Here is a 13,746-nt window from a genome sequence, read left to right on the forward strand (position 1 = left end):
AGGCTGAACCAACATGACCGTTGCCGATGAACTCGAGGCAGCCCGCGCCGCCCTGGTGATGATCAACCCCGCGCCGTACAACGCCGAGGCACCACCGGCCGCCCTGGCCGCCGACCTCACCCCGACCGAGCTCCACTACGTACGCAGCAACTTCGCGGTGCCCGACCACGACGGCACTCTGGAGATCGGTGGCGCGGTCGGCAAGCCCACGACCCTGACGCTCGACGACCTGCGCGCGATGCCCGCGCACGACCGCACGGTCACCCTCGAGTGCGCCGGAAACGGCCGCCTGGAGATGAGGCCGCTACCGACCGGGGAACCCTGGGGAGACTTCGCCGTCTCCACGGCACGGTGGACCGGAGCCCTGCTCCACGACGTCCTCGCGAAGGTCGAGCCGGCGACCGACGGGGTCGAGCTCCTCGCCACCGGCGCCGACCACGGGCCGTACCACCTGCAGGCGATCCTCCCGGAGACCGACCAGGACGACCTCACCTTCACCCGCGCGCTGCCACTGTCGCAGGCCACCGACCCGGAGTCAGGGATCCTCATCGCCTACGAGATGAACGGCCAGCCCCTCGGGCGCGACCACGGCGCCCCGTTCCGGCTGATCGTCCCGCACTGGTACGCCGTCGCGTCCGTGAAGTGGCTCGAACGCCTCGACGTCCTCACCGAGCCGTACACCGGCGAGTTCCAGACCGGTCACTACATCTACGAGTGGCCCGACCAGCCCCACGAGCCCGTCACCCTCATGCGCGTCCGGGCCCGCATCACCGAGCCCAGACCTGGCTCGGTCCTCACCCGTGACGTCTGCACCGTCCGCGGGAAGGCCTGGTCAGGCACCGGTCCGGTCACTAAGGTCGAGGTCAGCCTCACGGGAGAGGGCGACTGGCGGTCGGCTCAGCTGGAGCCTGCCGCCCCGGGCGACTTCGGGTGGCAGGACTGGAGGTTCACCTGGGACGGCATCGGCGTCGGCCGGCACACCCTTCGAGCCAGAGCGACCGACGCTGCCGGGAACGTGCAGCCCGACGTACCGCCGTGGAACCGCCTGGGCTACGGCAACAACGCCATCGAAGTCATCTACGTCGACCGCCGTTAGAGCCCGCGCCAGGCCGACCACAGCTGGGAGTAGCGGCCATCGCCCGCGACGAGCTCGGCGTGGGTGCCGGTCTCGACGATCCGGCCGTGCTCCATGACGACGATCCGGTCGGCGGACTCGGCCTGGGTGAGGCGGTGGGCGATCACCAGCGATGTACGCCCGGAGGTGACCGCCAGGGCGGCCCGCTCGAGGTCGCGCGCGCCGCTCGAGCCGGCCTCGGCGGTGGCCTCGTCGAGGACGACGGCGACCGGGTCGGCGAGGAGGACGCGCGCCAGGGCGAGCTTCTGCACGAGCGCTGGGGTCAGCTGGTGGGCGCCGTCACCGACGAGGGTCTCGAGCCCGTCCGGGAGCGCGGCGAACTCGGCCCAGGCCTCGACCTCGCGCAGCGCCTTCTCCAGCACCGCATCGTTCGCGTCGGGTGCGGCCAGAGTGAGGTTGTCGCGGATGCTGCCGGTGAAGGTGTGTACCTCCTGGGTGACCAGGGCGGCCCGACTCCGGCCGTCGCGGACCGGGAGCCCGCCCACCACTACGTCGCCTGCGCTCGGGGTCAGCTGGCCGGCCACGGCTGCGCCGAGCGTCGACTTGCCCGCACCAGAGGCGCCGACCACCGCGATCAGCTCCCCGTCGGCAAGAGTGAGGTCGACGCGGTCGAGAGCCGGCCGGCCCGGCACGTACTCGTGATGCAGGCCGGTGACCACGATGCCGGAGCCGTCCGGCTCGCCGGCGGCCGCGGGGGCCGGCCGCTCGAGGAGGGCGAGCCCGGCGAGGCGTACGAGCGAGGCGCCGACCGACTGCACGTCGTCGAAGAGAGCGATGACCGCGCCGATCGGGTTGAACAGCCGGTGGAAGTAGAGGGCGGCGGCGGTGACGGCGCCGACGCTGGCGGCATCCGCGCGGACGAGGAAGAAGCCGGTGCCGAGGATGGCCAGCAGGCCCATCAGCTCGGCGCGGTTGTTGCGGCCCAGGAAGCGCATCAGCATGGCGAAGACCTCGACCGAGATCGACGCCGAGGTCCATGAGGCGGCGCGGACCTTCTCCTGATGCTGCTCGGCGATGCCGTACGCCCGCAGAGTCCGGTTGCCGTGGACGCCGGTCAGGAACGCCTCGGCGCGCACGCCGTTGGCCTCGCGCTCGCGGCGGTAGTAGGGACCCGAGCGCGGGAGGTACCAGCGCAGCGCCATCACGTAGAACGGTGCGGCGAACAGGCCGGCGAGCCCGAGGCGCCAGTCGAGAGCCATGAGGCCGGCCGTCGTGAATACGATCGCGATCACCGAGTTGAGCATGAGCGGGACGACGTCGGCCATGGAGCCGCCGATGAGGCGTACGTCGTCGCCGACTCGGGACACCAGGTCGCCGCTGCCGCTCTCCTCGAGCCGCTGGGTGTCCAGGTGCAGGGCCCGGTCGAGAACCTCCTCGCGGAGCTCCGCCAGCGCAGGCTCGGCCACCCGGGCGAGCAGGTGGATCGAGACCGCCCCGGCCGCGCCGGCGACGAGCGCGGCACCGAGGATCCAGACGCCGGCGGTGATGATGTCGGACTCCGGTGAGCCGGCGCGGACCAGGTCGACCATGCGGCCGAGCATCCAAGGAGCCACCAGGCCGGCCAGCCCCTCGAGGGCGAAGACGGCCAGGCATGCCGCCAAGAGGAGCGGACGGCGGGTGAGCAGACGCCGCGCAAGGCCGGCTGCCTCTCGAGGGGTGGAGACGGGGAGCTGTGTCATGGTCGGGGCCCGGGTGGTCATCGCAGCACCGCCGCGCAGTAGTCGGTGTGGGCGGCCAGCTCGTCGTGGGCGCCCCGGGCCTCCACCCGGCCGGCTCGGACCCAGACCACCTCGTCCGCGGCGGCCAGGAGCAGCGGGCTGCTCGTGAACAGCAAGGTGGCGCGGTCGGAGCCAGGGCTGTGCCGGCGGCGGCGTAGCTCTTCTGCGACGTACTGCTCGGTCACGGCGTCGATCGCCGTCGTGGGGTCGTGCAGGACGAGCACCGGCGCCTCTGCGGCGAGAGCCCGAGCGAGACCCAGCCGCTGGCGTTGGCCACCGGAGAGGCTCTGCCCGTCTACTGCCACGTGCGTGGCCAGGCCGTCGGCCGCGACTGCCACCAGCTCGGTGGCCGAAGCGGCCGCCAGAACGGCCGTGACCTGGTCGTCGTCGAGACGGTCGAGCGGGTCGACGTTGTTCCGCAGGGTGCCTTCGAAGAGGTCGACGTGGTGGTCGGTGACGAGCAGCCGGTCGCGTACGTCGGAGAGCGCGAGGTCGGTGAGGGGCTCGCCGCCGAGCCGGACGGTCCCGCGCTCGGGCAGCGACTCGCCGTGGAGCAGGGAGAGGAGGGTGGCCGGCACCGCCGGATCGTCGGCGACGACCGCCACCAGCCGCCCCGGCGGCACCGCGAGCGACAGCTCGGCGACCGGTCCGGCAGCGACGTGGTCGAGCTCCAGGTCGTGGCCGTGCGCGCGCCGCTCGCCGTCGACGACCAGCGCAGGCGTCGAGAGGAACCCCACGATCCTCGCCGCCGAGGCGCGAGACTGCGCTACCCGGGCGACCAGGGCGCTGAGCATTCGCATGGGCTCGGCCACGAACTGTGCCAGCCCGACGACCGCCACGAGCTCACCGATGCTCAGGTCGCCGGAGAGGGTCCGCAGACCGGCGACGATCGCGATCACCGCCAGGAAGACACCGCTCCCGGCGGACGTGATGCCGGTCAGCAGGCCGGCCCAGCCGGCCGCGGCGACGCTGGTGTGGGCGGCCGTACGACTCTCGCGGCGATAGCGCTCGAGCGCCACCTCCACCCCGCCGATGCCCTTGAGCGGCCGGATCCCGCGGATCAGGTCGCTGGCGATCCCAGTCGTACGTCCCAGCGCCTCCTGCCGTCGCGCGCTGCGGTGGGCCAGGCCCGGCGCGACCAGGTGGGTGGCGCCGAGGACGAGGGGGACCCCGACCAGGACGATCAGGGCGAGCCACGGGTCGATGACGGCGAGCACCACGCCGCTCACCACCAGCCCGATCGTGCCGGCGGTGGACAGAGCCACCTGGCGGATGACCTCGCCGACGAGGTCCGCGTCGCCGGTGGCCAGCGCCAGCAGGTCCCCGGAGAGCCGGTCGGTCCGCGCGCCGCGCGGGTCGAGCACGTGCCCCGAGACCTCGGTGCGCAACCGGTGGCTCTCGACGTGGACGGCACGGTTACCGATCCGGGCGCCGAAGCGGTAGGACAGACTCAGCACCAGGAAGTGCAGGCACAGGACCACCGCCCACAGCACCAGCTCGCGCAGGTCGCCGGTCGTCACCGCCCGGTCGATCATCACGCCGATCAGCACCGTGACCATCGCCTCGCACAGCTGCCACAGCGTGATCAAGGCCGACGAGGCGAGCACGGCGCGCCGCTGACGGCGCAACGACCGCCGCATCAGCGCACCCGGCGTACGGGGTGTGGACACCGGGCCCTCCAGAAGTCCGAAGCGGTTGGGTTAGGTCAGCCTAACTTGGGCCTGTCTGGACGGGAGCCTCGGCTCCGGCTCCTCGGGCGGCTCTCGCGGGTCATCAGCGTCTCGCCGCGGCGGCGTGGCGGAGGAAGAGGCACTCCATCGCCACCTGCGCGGCGAGGCTCGCCGTGATGCCCAGGTGGTCGTGGGGCGGGCTGACCGTGTTGATGTCGAAGGCTGCGAACTCGAGCCCGCGCAGGCCGCGCAGGATCGCCAGACCCTCCCGCACCGTGATGCCGCCCCAGGACGGCGTGACGACGCCCGGCGAGACCGAGGGATCGAAGACGTCCATGTCCCAGCAGAGGTAGATCGGCACGCCGACGAGCCGCTCCTGGAGGCGAGCGACGAGTGCGGGAATGCCCATTTCGACGATCCGGTCCATCGTGATCACCTCGTAGCCGAGGCCGGTCGCCACGCCGACGATGCCGGGCCGCCCGTCGTACGCGGTGTCGCGCATCCCCACGTGCAGAGACCCTGCCGGATCGATGAGCCCCTCGCGGACGGCGTGCACGAACGTATTGGCGTTGTTGTACTCGTAGGGGTAGATGCCCTCGTAGGCGTCGGTGTGGGCGTCGAAGTGCAGCACCGCGAACTCGCGCCCGAGCGTCTTCTTGAGTGCGCGCAGCTGTGGCAGGGTCACGGCGCCGTCGCCGCCGAAGGTCAGCGGGGTCGCGCCGGCAGCGAGGATCGCCGCGACCCCGGCCTCGACCGCGTCGAAGCTCTGCTCGACGTTGCCTGGCAGCACCTTCGCGTCGCCCGTGTCAACGACGCCGAGATCGCCCAGCAAGTCGACGTCGAAGCCGTCCAGATGCTCGGCGACGAGGGCCGAGTGGGTGCGTACGTGGGCCGGGCCCGAGCGCGCGCCGACCCGGGTCGGGTGGTAGCCCATGTCGAAGGGAACGCCCATGACGGCGACCGAGCTGGTTGCGTCCGCCGGGCGGGCGGGAACCCCGAAGAGAGTGCCGACAGGGGTGAGCGAGGCGTTCTCCATGTGTTCAGCATGTCAGAGCCAAGTCGCGAGCCGGCTGGACGATCGTGCGGCCCCGTGAAATGTGAGAAACCCCAGGTCTCCCTGGGGTTTCTCTCTGTGCGCGAGGGGGGACTTGAACCCCCACCCACTAATACGTGGACTAGCACCTCAAGCTAGCGCGTCTGCCTATTCCGCCACCCGCGCGCAACAGGAAGAACATTATCAGGACGGCGCTCCGGCACCGAATCGGGGTAGCCCTCCACACGGGGTGCTGCCCGGGGACGAGAGAAACCCGTGGTGAGCGCGGGATCCACCTCTATGAGGTGGACCCACGTGGATGCGTGGGGCACGCTGGAGGCGGGGGAAACAAGCCCTCGAGACTGGTGGAGGTGGGTTTCATGCTCTCTCTGATCGTGATGATCGGGTTCCTCGCCATCGTCGTGGCGCTCGGGGCCGGTGTCGTACTTGCGGTGCGCCAGGGAAGCGGTGACGGTGCGACGGATCTCGACGGTGACGGGGTGCCTTATGACGGCGTCGGTGCGGTCGGGCGTACGAAGGCCGAGGAGGAACGAGCCCAGGCGGGGAGTCTGGACTCGCTGGGAGATGCGGGTGGACCGAGTCCGAGCACGGCCGAGGTGGAGGCGGCGCGTCGGCTCGACGAGGAGTCGCGCCGACGGCGCTGAGCCTGCGCTCGACCTGCCAGGTGAGGATCAGGCCGGGAGAAGGGCGCGGGCGGGGTGGTTGCTGGTGACCATCCAGACGCGCTTGTCGTGCACGAAACGGCGCAGGCGGCCGGGGTTGTCGACGGTCCAGACGAGGACCTTGATGTTGCGGCGGTGGGCCCAGCGCAGCAGCCAGACGTCGGCGAGGCGGTGCTCGACGACGACCAGGTTGGAGCGGCAGCGGCGGATGCGGCCCTCGGGGAAGAACTCCGAGAGCTTGAGGCGGACGAGCTTGAGCGGGTGGTGGCGGAAGTCGACGCCACCGAGGGAGAGGCCGACGAGGGTCTCGGGGGCGCGGAGGTCGGCCCAGTCGCGGAGGACGCGTACGGACTCGTCGACCATCGTGGTCACGATGAAGCTCTCGTTCATCACCTCGAGGGCGACCTCGGCGGCGTCGACCTCGTGTGGGAGGCCGAGGTGGTTCGACGGCGAGGCGAACTTGAGGTCGATGTGGGCGTGCTTGCCGTGGGAGGCGAGCAGCTCGAGCGCCTCCCGGTAGCGCACCAGGCGGAACGGCGCGAGCCTCGAGAGCGCTGCGTACGTCCTGTCCTCGATCTTCACCCTGCGGCCGATGCGGTCGCGGATGTGGCCGTCGTGGTGGAGGACGAACTCGCCGTCGCGGGTGCGGTGCACGTCGAACTCGACGTAGTCGACCTCCATCCGCACGGCCTCCAGAAGCGACTCCCAGGAGTTGTCACGGTGCCCCGACTGACGCGCCGCGGCGCGGTGAGCGGAGAGGAGGGCACGCTTCTGCATGCGCCAATGGAAACCCACGCATCCAACCGCACTGAAATCCTCAGGTTGCGCATAGGTGGACGTCAGGGGGCGGTTTGTCGCATGCGGTCGATACGGTGGCGGTATGACCAGCGCCGAGACCGAGGTCGTCGACCTCTGCCGTGACCTGATCCGCATCGACACCAGCAACTACGGAAACGACCCGGGCCCGGGGGAGCGGAAGGCGGCCGAGTACGTCGCGGCGCAGCTCGACGAGGTCGGCATCTCCTCCGAGATCTACGAGTCGGAGCACGGGCGGGCCTCGGTCGTGGCGCAGTGGGGTGGGTCCTCCGGTGACGGGTTGCTCCTGCACGGTCACCTCGACGTCGTGCCCGCTGCCGCCGAGGACTGGCGGATCGACCCGTTCTCCGGCGAGATCCAAGACGGGTACGTGTGGGGGCGGGGCGCCGTCGACATGAAGGACTTCGACGCGATGCTGCTCGCGGTCGTCCGTGAGCGCCAGCGCACCGGGCGGATTCCGGAGCGCCCGATCACGCTCGCCTTCACCGCCGATGAGGAGGCCGGCGGGATGAAGGGCGCCCACGTGCTCGTCGAGGACCACCCCGACCTGCTCGCCCACTGCACCGAGGCGGTCGGTGAGGTCGGTGGCTTCTCGACGACGGTGAAGGGACGCCGCCTCTATCTCATCGAGGCAGCCGAGAAGGGCATGGCCTGGATGAAGCTGACCGCCCGCGGAACCGCCGGGCACGGCTCGATGATCAACCGCGACAACCCGATCACCAGGCTCTCCGGCGCGATCGCCCGCATCGGCGCCCACGAGTGGCCCGTGCAGCTGACCCCGACGATGCAGACGCTGCTGGCCGCGGTCGGCGAGATCGCGGGGGAGGAGCCCACCCCGGAGAACGCCGAGCGGCTCGTAGAGGAGTTCGGCCCGGCAGCGCGGATGATCGGCGCCACTCTGCGCAACGTCACCAACCCGACCATGACCAGCGCCGGTTACAAGGTCAACGTCATCCCCACCGAGGCCACCGCTCACGTCGACGGCCGCTTCCTGCCCGGCTTCGAGGACGACTTCTTCGAGACGCTGCGCAAGCTGTGCGGCGAGGGGATCGACATCGAGTTCGATCAGAACCAGATGCCCTGGGAGACCCCCTACGACGGCGCTCTCGTCGCCGCCATGGAGCGCTCGCTGATCGCCGAGGACCCCGACGCCCTGGTCGCCCCCTATCTCATGTCCGCAGGCACGGACGCCAAGCACTTCAAGCGGCTCGGGATGAGGACGTACGGCTTCGCGCCGCTGCGGCTGCCCGAGGAGCTCGACTTCACCGCGCTCTTCCATGGCGTGGACGAGCGGGTGCCCGTCGACGCGCTCCAGTTCGGCGCGCGGGTCATGGACCGCTTCCTCGACCAGGTGTGACCGTCGCGAGCACCCGATCACGTCGAGTCGGCTCGAACTGACGAGAAACTGCCCCGAGTCGGCTCGTACTGACGAGAATCTGCCCCGAGTCGTCTCGTACTGACGAGAAACAACGTCGAGTCGGCGCGTTATGACGAGCCGACTCGGCGGGGATTTCGGTCAGGACGAGCCGACTCGGCGTCGGTTCAGGGGACTAGGCCGGTGAGGGTCTCGGTGCTCAGGGCGGCTACCTCGGCGTGGCCGGTGCGGTGGGCCCAGGCCGCGACGGAGATGGCGTCGCGGACCTGGAGGCGGTGCCAGGCGTCGGGCTCGCGGGGGTCGGAGCCGTAGCCCTCGAGGAAGGCCTTCTCGAAGGTGTCGTTGCGGGGGAAGTCCTGCGCGGAGAGCCGGGAGAGGTCGTAGAGGGCGGGGCGGAAGCCGAAGCGGCCGGAGTCGATCACGCGCAGGGTGCCCTCGTCGACGACCCAGCTGGTCGGCTGCCAGTCGCCGTGGGTGGAGACGAGGACCGTCGTCGGCGTCGGCCACGAGGTGATCTCGGTGCGAAGACGCTCGGTGAGGTCGGCCTCGAGACCCGCGCCGTCGAGCGAGGCGAGGGCGCGCTCGTCGAGCTCCGGCTCGTAGTCCTCGTCCTCGACGCTGGCCTGGCCGTGGAACGTCGCCAGCAGCTCGCCAGCCTGGCGGTAGATCTCGGGGTCGTGGATGGCGGCCGAGGTGCTCGCCGGCTCGCCGTCGAGGTGGGTCATCACGATGATGCGGGCGTCGAGGTCGGCCTCGACGAGGCTCGGCGCGCGGCCGGCGTCGGTCCAGGGGCCCAGCCAGCTGCGGTGGGCCGCGAGCTCGCGGTCGATGTGGCGTACGCCTTCGGCCGTGGTCTTCACCAGGAAGCGGTCGTCGCCGGTGGAGAGTACGAGGGCGGTGGTGCCGGCGCGGTGCAGTGCGCTGCGGTCGGCGACCACCTCGGCTCCGGGGAGCCACTGGTCGAGGAGGTCGCGCTGGGCGGGGGTCAGGGTGTCGAGTGCCGAGATCACGGGCGGATCCTGCCAGCGCTGGGCAGGACATGACGGCCGTGTCGCGGCGACATGTCCATGTTGTTGGCGCCTTGTGGGCGCCGGTTATCCAGATCGGCCCAGATGAGCCCGGATAGGTCAGATCGGGAGGATGACCTCGGCGTTGAACGTCTCGACGACGGGCTCACCGGCGAGGTTGGGTCCGATGCTGGTCAGGCTCGCGTTGCCGATCGGACCGATGCGCATCCAGGTCGCCGGCGGGGCGTTGAGCACCTCGCGTACGAACCAGGCGACCACGAACGCATGGGTGACCAGCACGACCTCCTCGTCGTGGTGCTCGAACCAGAGCTTGTGCCACGCGGCGGTGAGCTCGGCACCGTCGAGATCGCGCTCGGCCTCCGGGACGTCGTGGAACCACTCCCAGCGGTGGGTCGGGTAGTCGCCGCTACGCGCGGGCGACGGCACCGGGGTGCGGTCGGCGAGGAGGTCGGAGGCGGCAGCGCCGGCGCCGAGGTTCTCGGTGAGGACGCTGGCCGTCTCGGACGTACGCCGGCTCGGGCCGTGCAGGACCTGGCGAACAGGACGGAACGCGAGACGGTTGGCGAGCGCCTGGACCTGGCGTCGGCCGAAGTCGGAGAGGCCGGGGTCGACAGTGTCCCCGCCGGCGGCTTCGCCGTGGCGTACGAGATGGATCACCCGCAGGACCCTATTATCTGGACGCGCGAGGAGCGCGGAGACGCGCTCAGACCGTCAGCCGCTGCCGGATGATCTTGCGCCGAAGCGTCACCCGGCGGGTGCCGTCGGCGGTGATCCGGACGCGGTCGAGCTCCCAGCCGCCGTGCTCGGCGCGCTCGACGAGGAGCTTGGTGACGATGTTGCGGGAGAACTCACGCGAGAAGATCACCTTGTCGTACTCCCACATCACTCCCGGGCGGGGCGGACGGCGTTCGGCTCGAGCCAAGGCAGCACTCCTTCTGATGGACTACTCAGGAGAACCAGTGTGCCTGAAGAGATGTTCCCTCGGGGTGGTGTTTTCAGTCCCCAGAATCAGACGGCGGAGACGTCGTCGAGAGCGAGCGCGATCTCGGGCGGGAGAGTGAGGTCGGCGACCTGCAGCGCCTCTTTGAGCTGAGCCGCGGTGCGCGCCCCGAGGATCGGCGCGGTGACGCCGGGCCGGTCGCGCACCCAGGCCAGCGAGACCTGCAGCGGCGTCCACTCCAAGCCCTCGGCGGCCTTGGCGACGGCGGTGACGATGCCGCGGGAGCGCTCGTCGTCGAAGGCGTCCACCCGGGCGGAGAAGTTCGGGTCGGCACCCCGGGAGTGCGACGGGATGCCGGTGCGGTACTTCCCGGTGAGCACGCCACCCGCCAGCGGGGACCAGGCCAGCAGGCCCATCCCCAGTGCCTCGGCGGCCGGCAGCACCTCGTACTCGATGTCGCGGGCCAGCAGCGAGTACTCCACCTGCGTCGAGGCCAGCGTCGCCCGCCCCGGGACGGCCCGCTGCCAGGTCGCGGCCTGGGCGGTCTGCCACCCGCTGTAGTTGGAGACACCGACGTAGGCGGCCCGGCCGCTGCTCAGCGCCATGTCGAGCGCCGTGAGCGTCTCCTCGAGCGGCACCTCGGAGGACCAGACGTGCACCTGCCACAGGTCGACATGGTCGACGCCGAGCCGCTTCAACGAGGCGTCGAGGCCGGTCAGCAGGCCACCGCGAGAGGTGTCCACGCCCCGGTTTCCGCCGCGCCAGGTGATGCCGCCCTTGGTGGCCAGGACGACGTCGTCACGACCCACGACACGCTCCTCGAGGAGCGAGCCGAGCAGCGCCTCCGAGGCGCCGTCGCCATAGCCCGCGGCGGTGTCGACCAGCGTGCCGCCGGCCTCGGTGAAACCGGCCAGCTGCTCACGGGCCTCGTGCTCGTCGGTCACGCTGCCCCAGGTCATGGTGCCCAGGGCGAGAGACGAGACTCGCAGCCCAGTGGCTCCGAGGAGTCGGCTCTGCATGAGAACAATCTATCCGTGCCCTGCTTGAGGCCCCGGCCGGACACGCTGGAGTGACGGCGGACACACCGACGGGGAGGCAGCGGTCGGGTGTGGCGTACATGCCCCTTAGAGTTTCCGCCCGTGGATTATCTGCAGGCGATCGCACTGGGCATTCTTCAGGCACTCACCGAGTTCCTGCCCATCTCATCCAGCGCGCACCTGCGCATCTTCCCCGAGCTGCTCGGCTGGGGAGACCCCGGCGCGGCCTTCACCGCCGTGATCCAGATCGGCACCGAGCTGGCCGTGGTCTTCTACATGTGGCGCAACATCCGCGACATCATCGTGACCTGGTTCCGCAGCCTCTTCAACGCCGAGCTGCGCAGCCACACCGACGCCCGGATGGGCTGGTTCATCATCGTCGGGTCGATCCCGATCGTGGTGATCGGATTCGTGATGAAGGACATCATCGAGCACGACCTGCGCAGCCTGTACGTCGTCGGCACCATGCTCGTGGTGATGGGCATCGTCCTCGGCGTTGCCGACCGGATCGGGGCGAACCGCAAGCAGTTCGACGACCTGTCCTGGCGCGACGCGATCCTGATGGGCTGCGCCCAGGCCTGTGCGCTGATCCCCGGCGTCTCGCGCTCGGGGGCGACGATCTCGATGGGCCGCGCGCTCGGTTACGAGCGGGCCACCGTGACCCGCTACGCCTTCCTGCTGGCGCTGCCGGCGGTCTTCGGGGCCGGTCTGTTCGAGATGGGCGAGATCGCCCACGGCGCGAACCTCTACGGCTGGGGCCCGACGATCGTCGCCACGATCGTCTCGTTCGTCCTCGGCTACGCCGTGATCGCGTGGCTGCTGAAGTACCTCTCGCACAACACCTACACCCCGTTCGTGATCTACCGGGTCGTCCTCGGTCTCGTGGTTCTGGGGCTCCTCGGCGCGGGTGTGCTCACCGAGTGGTGATCGTGACAAACTCAGGCATGTGTCTGAGTCTGGCAAGAAGCCTGCCGTAACACCCGCTGCCATCGAGGAGGCCGCCGCGCGCACGATCGCCACGCGCACGGCGGTCGAACGCTCGGTCAGACTCTCGGAGAGGTACGCCGCCGAGGTCCTGCTCAAGCGGGAGGACCTGCAGCTGGGGCGCTCCTACAAGGTCCGGGGCGCCTACAACCTGATGAGCTCGCTGACGCCCGAGGAGCTCGAGCGCGGCGTCGTGTGCGCCAGCGCCGGCAACCACGCCCAGGGCGTCGCGATCTCCTGCGCCCGCCTCGGGGTGCCCGGCCACATCGTGGTGCCGACCAACACGCCCAAGCAGAAGCGGGACCGGATCACCGCCCTCGGCGGCTCGCACGTGACGCTCACCCTGCACGGCTCGACCTACGACGAGGCCTCGGCCTATGCCTACGAGCTCGGGCGGGGGCTCGGCGCCACCTATGTCTCCGCCTTCGACGACCCGCGCACGATCGCCGGGCAGGGCACCGTCGGCTACGAGCTGACCTCCCAGATCGGCGAGCCGCTGGACGTGCTGCTGCTCCCGGTCGGTGGCGGTGGGCTCGCCTCGGGCGTGGCGACCTGGGTGCGCGAGGTCTGGCCGCAGACCCGGATCATCGGGGTCGAGCCCGCGGGCGCCGCGTCGATGGCGGCTGCGATCGAGGCCGGTGAGCCGGTCCGGCTGGACACGCTCGACACGTTCGTGGACGGCGCCGGGGGGGGGGGGGGGGGGGGGGGGGGGGGGGGGGGNGACGTGGCAACGCAGGGACCGGGACAGCAGAGTCAGAGCAAGCGCGTACGCGGTCCTCGGGCCCCGCAGGGGCCGGGGCGACGCCCGCGTGCCCCCATCCCGGCGCGCCCGGCGTCGACCGGCGGCATCGATGCACTGCGAAAGCGGCTGCGCCGGCCCAAGCTGACCGGCCGGGCGATGATGATCATCGTCGTGGCCGCCGTGATGGTGATCTCATACGCCTCCTCGCTGCGCGCCTACATCCAGCAGCGCCATGACATCAACGCCCTCCAGACCGAGATCGCCGAGCGCAAGGAACACATCAAGCAGCTCGAGGAGCAGACCCGTCGCTGGGAGGACCCCGCCTACGTCCAGCAGCAGGCCCGGGAGCGGTTCGGGTTCGTGATGCCGGGCGAGACGGCGTACGTCGCCCTCGACGAGAACGGCGAGCGCATCCAGACCGAACCGGAGCTCACCGACCCCGGCAAGGTGGGCAGTGCGGAGCAGCCGAAGGCTTGGTGGGACGATGCGTGGGGTTCCGTGCTGCTGGCCGGTGACCCGCCGGAGCAGACAGGAGACGGGCCGGAGTCGGAGATCGACCCGCCCAAGCAGAAGAAAGACTGAAGA

At 70.7% G+C, this 13,746-nt stretch carries 13 protein-coding genes and 1 tRNA gene; 5 read left to right on the forward strand and 9 right to left on the reverse strand.

The window, feature by feature from the left end:
- Window positions 1–13 precede the first annotated feature (13 nt).
- On the forward strand, window positions 14–1,096 hold the full coding sequence (locus ACFX43_RS18800) for a sulfite oxidase (RefSeq protein ID WP_378832071.1): 1,083 nt from the start codon (window positions 14–16) through the stop codon (window positions 1,094–1,096).
- Here ACFX43_RS18800 and ACFX43_RS18805 read toward each other — a convergent pair.
- The 4 genes from ACFX43_RS18805 to ACFX43_RS18820 form a co-directional block, all read right to left on the reverse strand.
- On the reverse strand, window positions 1,093–2,835 hold the full coding sequence (locus tag ACFX43_RS18805) for an ABC transporter ATP-binding protein (protein ID WP_378832082.1): 1,743 nt from the start codon (window positions 2,833–2,835) through the stop codon (window positions 1,093–1,095). The two genes, ACFX43_RS18800 and ACFX43_RS18805, sit on opposite strands and share 4 nt — an antisense overlap.
- Window positions 2,832–4,523, reverse strand: a complete 1,692-nt coding sequence (locus ACFX43_RS18810) for an ABC transporter ATP-binding protein (RefSeq protein ID WP_378832093.1) — start codon at window positions 4,521–4,523, stop codon at window positions 2,832–2,834. Before ACFX43_RS18810 ends, ACFX43_RS18805 begins: the two co-directional genes overlap by 4 nt.
- Window positions 4,524–4,626: 103 nt before the next feature.
- Complete coding sequence (locus ACFX43_RS18815; RefSeq protein ID WP_378832097.1) at window positions 4,627–5,559, reverse strand: arginase family protein; 933 nt, start codon at window positions 5,557–5,559, stop codon at window positions 4,627–4,629.
- Between the two features lie 97 nt (window positions 5,560–5,656).
- Window positions 5,657–5,742 (reverse strand) — tRNA-Leu (locus ACFX43_RS18820).
- Window positions 5,743–5,936: 194 nt separating this feature from the next.
- On the opposite strand from ACFX43_RS18820, the gene ACFX43_RS18825 reads away from it, so the two are divergent.
- On the forward strand, window positions 5,937–6,221 hold the full coding sequence (locus ACFX43_RS18825; RefSeq protein WP_378832102.1) for a hypothetical protein: 285 nt from the start codon (window positions 5,937–5,939) through the stop codon (window positions 6,219–6,221).
- A 27-nt stretch (window positions 6,222–6,248) separates the two neighbouring features.
- On the opposite strand, the gene ACFX43_RS18830 is transcribed toward ACFX43_RS18825, so the two are convergent.
- Entirely contained in the window at window positions 6,249–7,016 is a 768-nt protein-coding gene (locus ACFX43_RS18830; RefSeq protein ID WP_378832107.1) for a glycerophosphodiester phosphodiesterase, read from the reverse strand.
- 103 nt (window positions 7,017–7,119) lie between these two features.
- Here ACFX43_RS18830 and ACFX43_RS18835 point away from each other — a divergent pair, with 103 nt between their 5' ends.
- A complete protein-coding gene (locus ACFX43_RS18835) occupies window positions 7,120–8,412 on the forward strand; it encodes a M20/M25/M40 family metallo-hydrolase (protein ID WP_378832112.1) in 1,293 nt (430 codons plus the stop codon).
- Between the two features lie 185 nt (window positions 8,413–8,597).
- Here the strand turns inward: ACFX43_RS18835 and ACFX43_RS18840 are convergent, their stop codons facing one another.
- The 4 genes from ACFX43_RS18840 to ACFX43_RS18855 all read right to left on the reverse strand — a co-directional run bounded on the left by ACFX43_RS18840 (window position 8,598) and on the right by ACFX43_RS18855 (window position 11,417).
- The gene (locus tag ACFX43_RS18840; RefSeq protein WP_378832115.1) at window positions 8,598–9,440 is read right to left on the reverse strand and encodes a phosphotransferase family protein; all 843 of its coding nucleotides are present in this window, start codon (window positions 9,438–9,440) and stop codon (window positions 8,598–8,600) included.
- A 117-nt stretch (window positions 9,441–9,557) separates the two neighbouring features.
- On the reverse strand, window positions 9,558–10,115 hold the full coding sequence (locus ACFX43_RS18845) for a histidine phosphatase family protein (RefSeq protein WP_378832118.1): 558 nt from the start codon (window positions 10,113–10,115) through the stop codon (window positions 9,558–9,560).
- Between the two features lie 46 nt (window positions 10,116–10,161).
- Entirely contained in the window at window positions 10,162–10,341 is a 180-nt protein-coding gene (locus ACFX43_RS18850; RefSeq protein WP_160028907.1) for a DUF5703 family protein, read from the reverse strand.
- 125 nt (window positions 10,342–10,466) lie between these two features.
- Window positions 10,467–11,417 (reverse strand): aldo/keto reductase, encoded by a 951-nt coding sequence (locus tag ACFX43_RS18855; RefSeq protein WP_378832122.1) that lies wholly within the window; start codon window positions 11,415–11,417, stop codon window positions 10,467–10,469.
- Window positions 11,418–11,537: 120 nt separating this feature from the next.
- Between ACFX43_RS18855 and ACFX43_RS18860 the strand changes: the two genes are divergently transcribed.
- Window positions 11,538–12,362, forward strand: a complete 825-nt coding sequence (locus ACFX43_RS18860) for an undecaprenyl-diphosphate phosphatase (RefSeq protein ID WP_378832130.1) — start codon at window positions 11,538–11,540, stop codon at window positions 12,360–12,362.
- 19 nt (window positions 12,363–12,381) lie between these two features.
- Window positions 12,382–13,743 (forward strand): pyridoxal-phosphate dependent enzyme, encoded by a 1,362-nt coding sequence (locus tag ACFX43_RS18865; RefSeq protein WP_378832134.1) that lies wholly within the window; start codon window positions 12,382–12,384, stop codon window positions 13,741–13,743.
- Window positions 13,744–13,746: the final 3 nt, after the last annotated feature.

The sequence above is a fragment of the Nocardioides sp. YIM B13467 genome (genome assembly GCF_042788075.1).
GTDB lineage: Bacteria > Actinomycetota > Actinomycetes > Propionibacteriales > Nocardioidaceae > Nocardioides.

Coding starts and splice junctions, on each gene's coding strand:
- ACFX43_RS18855 (WP_378832122.1), bottom strand. CDS start 11,417: ATGCAGAGCCGACTCCTCGGAGCCACTGGGCTGCGAGTCTCGTCTCTC.
- ACFX43_RS18835 (WP_378832112.1), top strand. CDS start 7,120: ATGACCAGCGCCGAGACCGAGGTCGTCGACCTCTGCCGTGACCTGATC.
- ACFX43_RS18825 (WP_378832102.1), top strand. CDS start 5,937: ATGCTCTCTCTGATCGTGATGATCGGGTTCCTCGCCATCGTCGTGGCG.
- ACFX43_RS18805 (WP_378832082.1), bottom strand. CDS start 2,835: ATGACCACCCGGGCCCCGACCATGACACAGCTCCCCGTCTCCACCCCT.
- ACFX43_RS18800 (WP_378832071.1), top strand. CDS start 14: ATGACCGTTGCCGATGAACTCGAGGCAGCCCGCGCCGCCCTGGTGATG.
- ACFX43_RS18850 (WP_160028907.1), bottom strand. CDS start 10,341: ATGTGGGAGTACGACAAGGTGATCTTCTCGCGTGAGTTCTCCCGCAAC.
- ACFX43_RS18830 (WP_378832107.1), bottom strand. CDS start 7,016: ATGCAGAAGCGTGCCCTCCTCTCCGCTCACCGCGCCGCGGCGCGTCAG.
- ACFX43_RS18815 (WP_378832097.1), bottom strand. CDS start 5,559: ATGGAGAACGCCTCGCTCACCCCTGTCGGCACTCTCTTCGGGGTTCCC.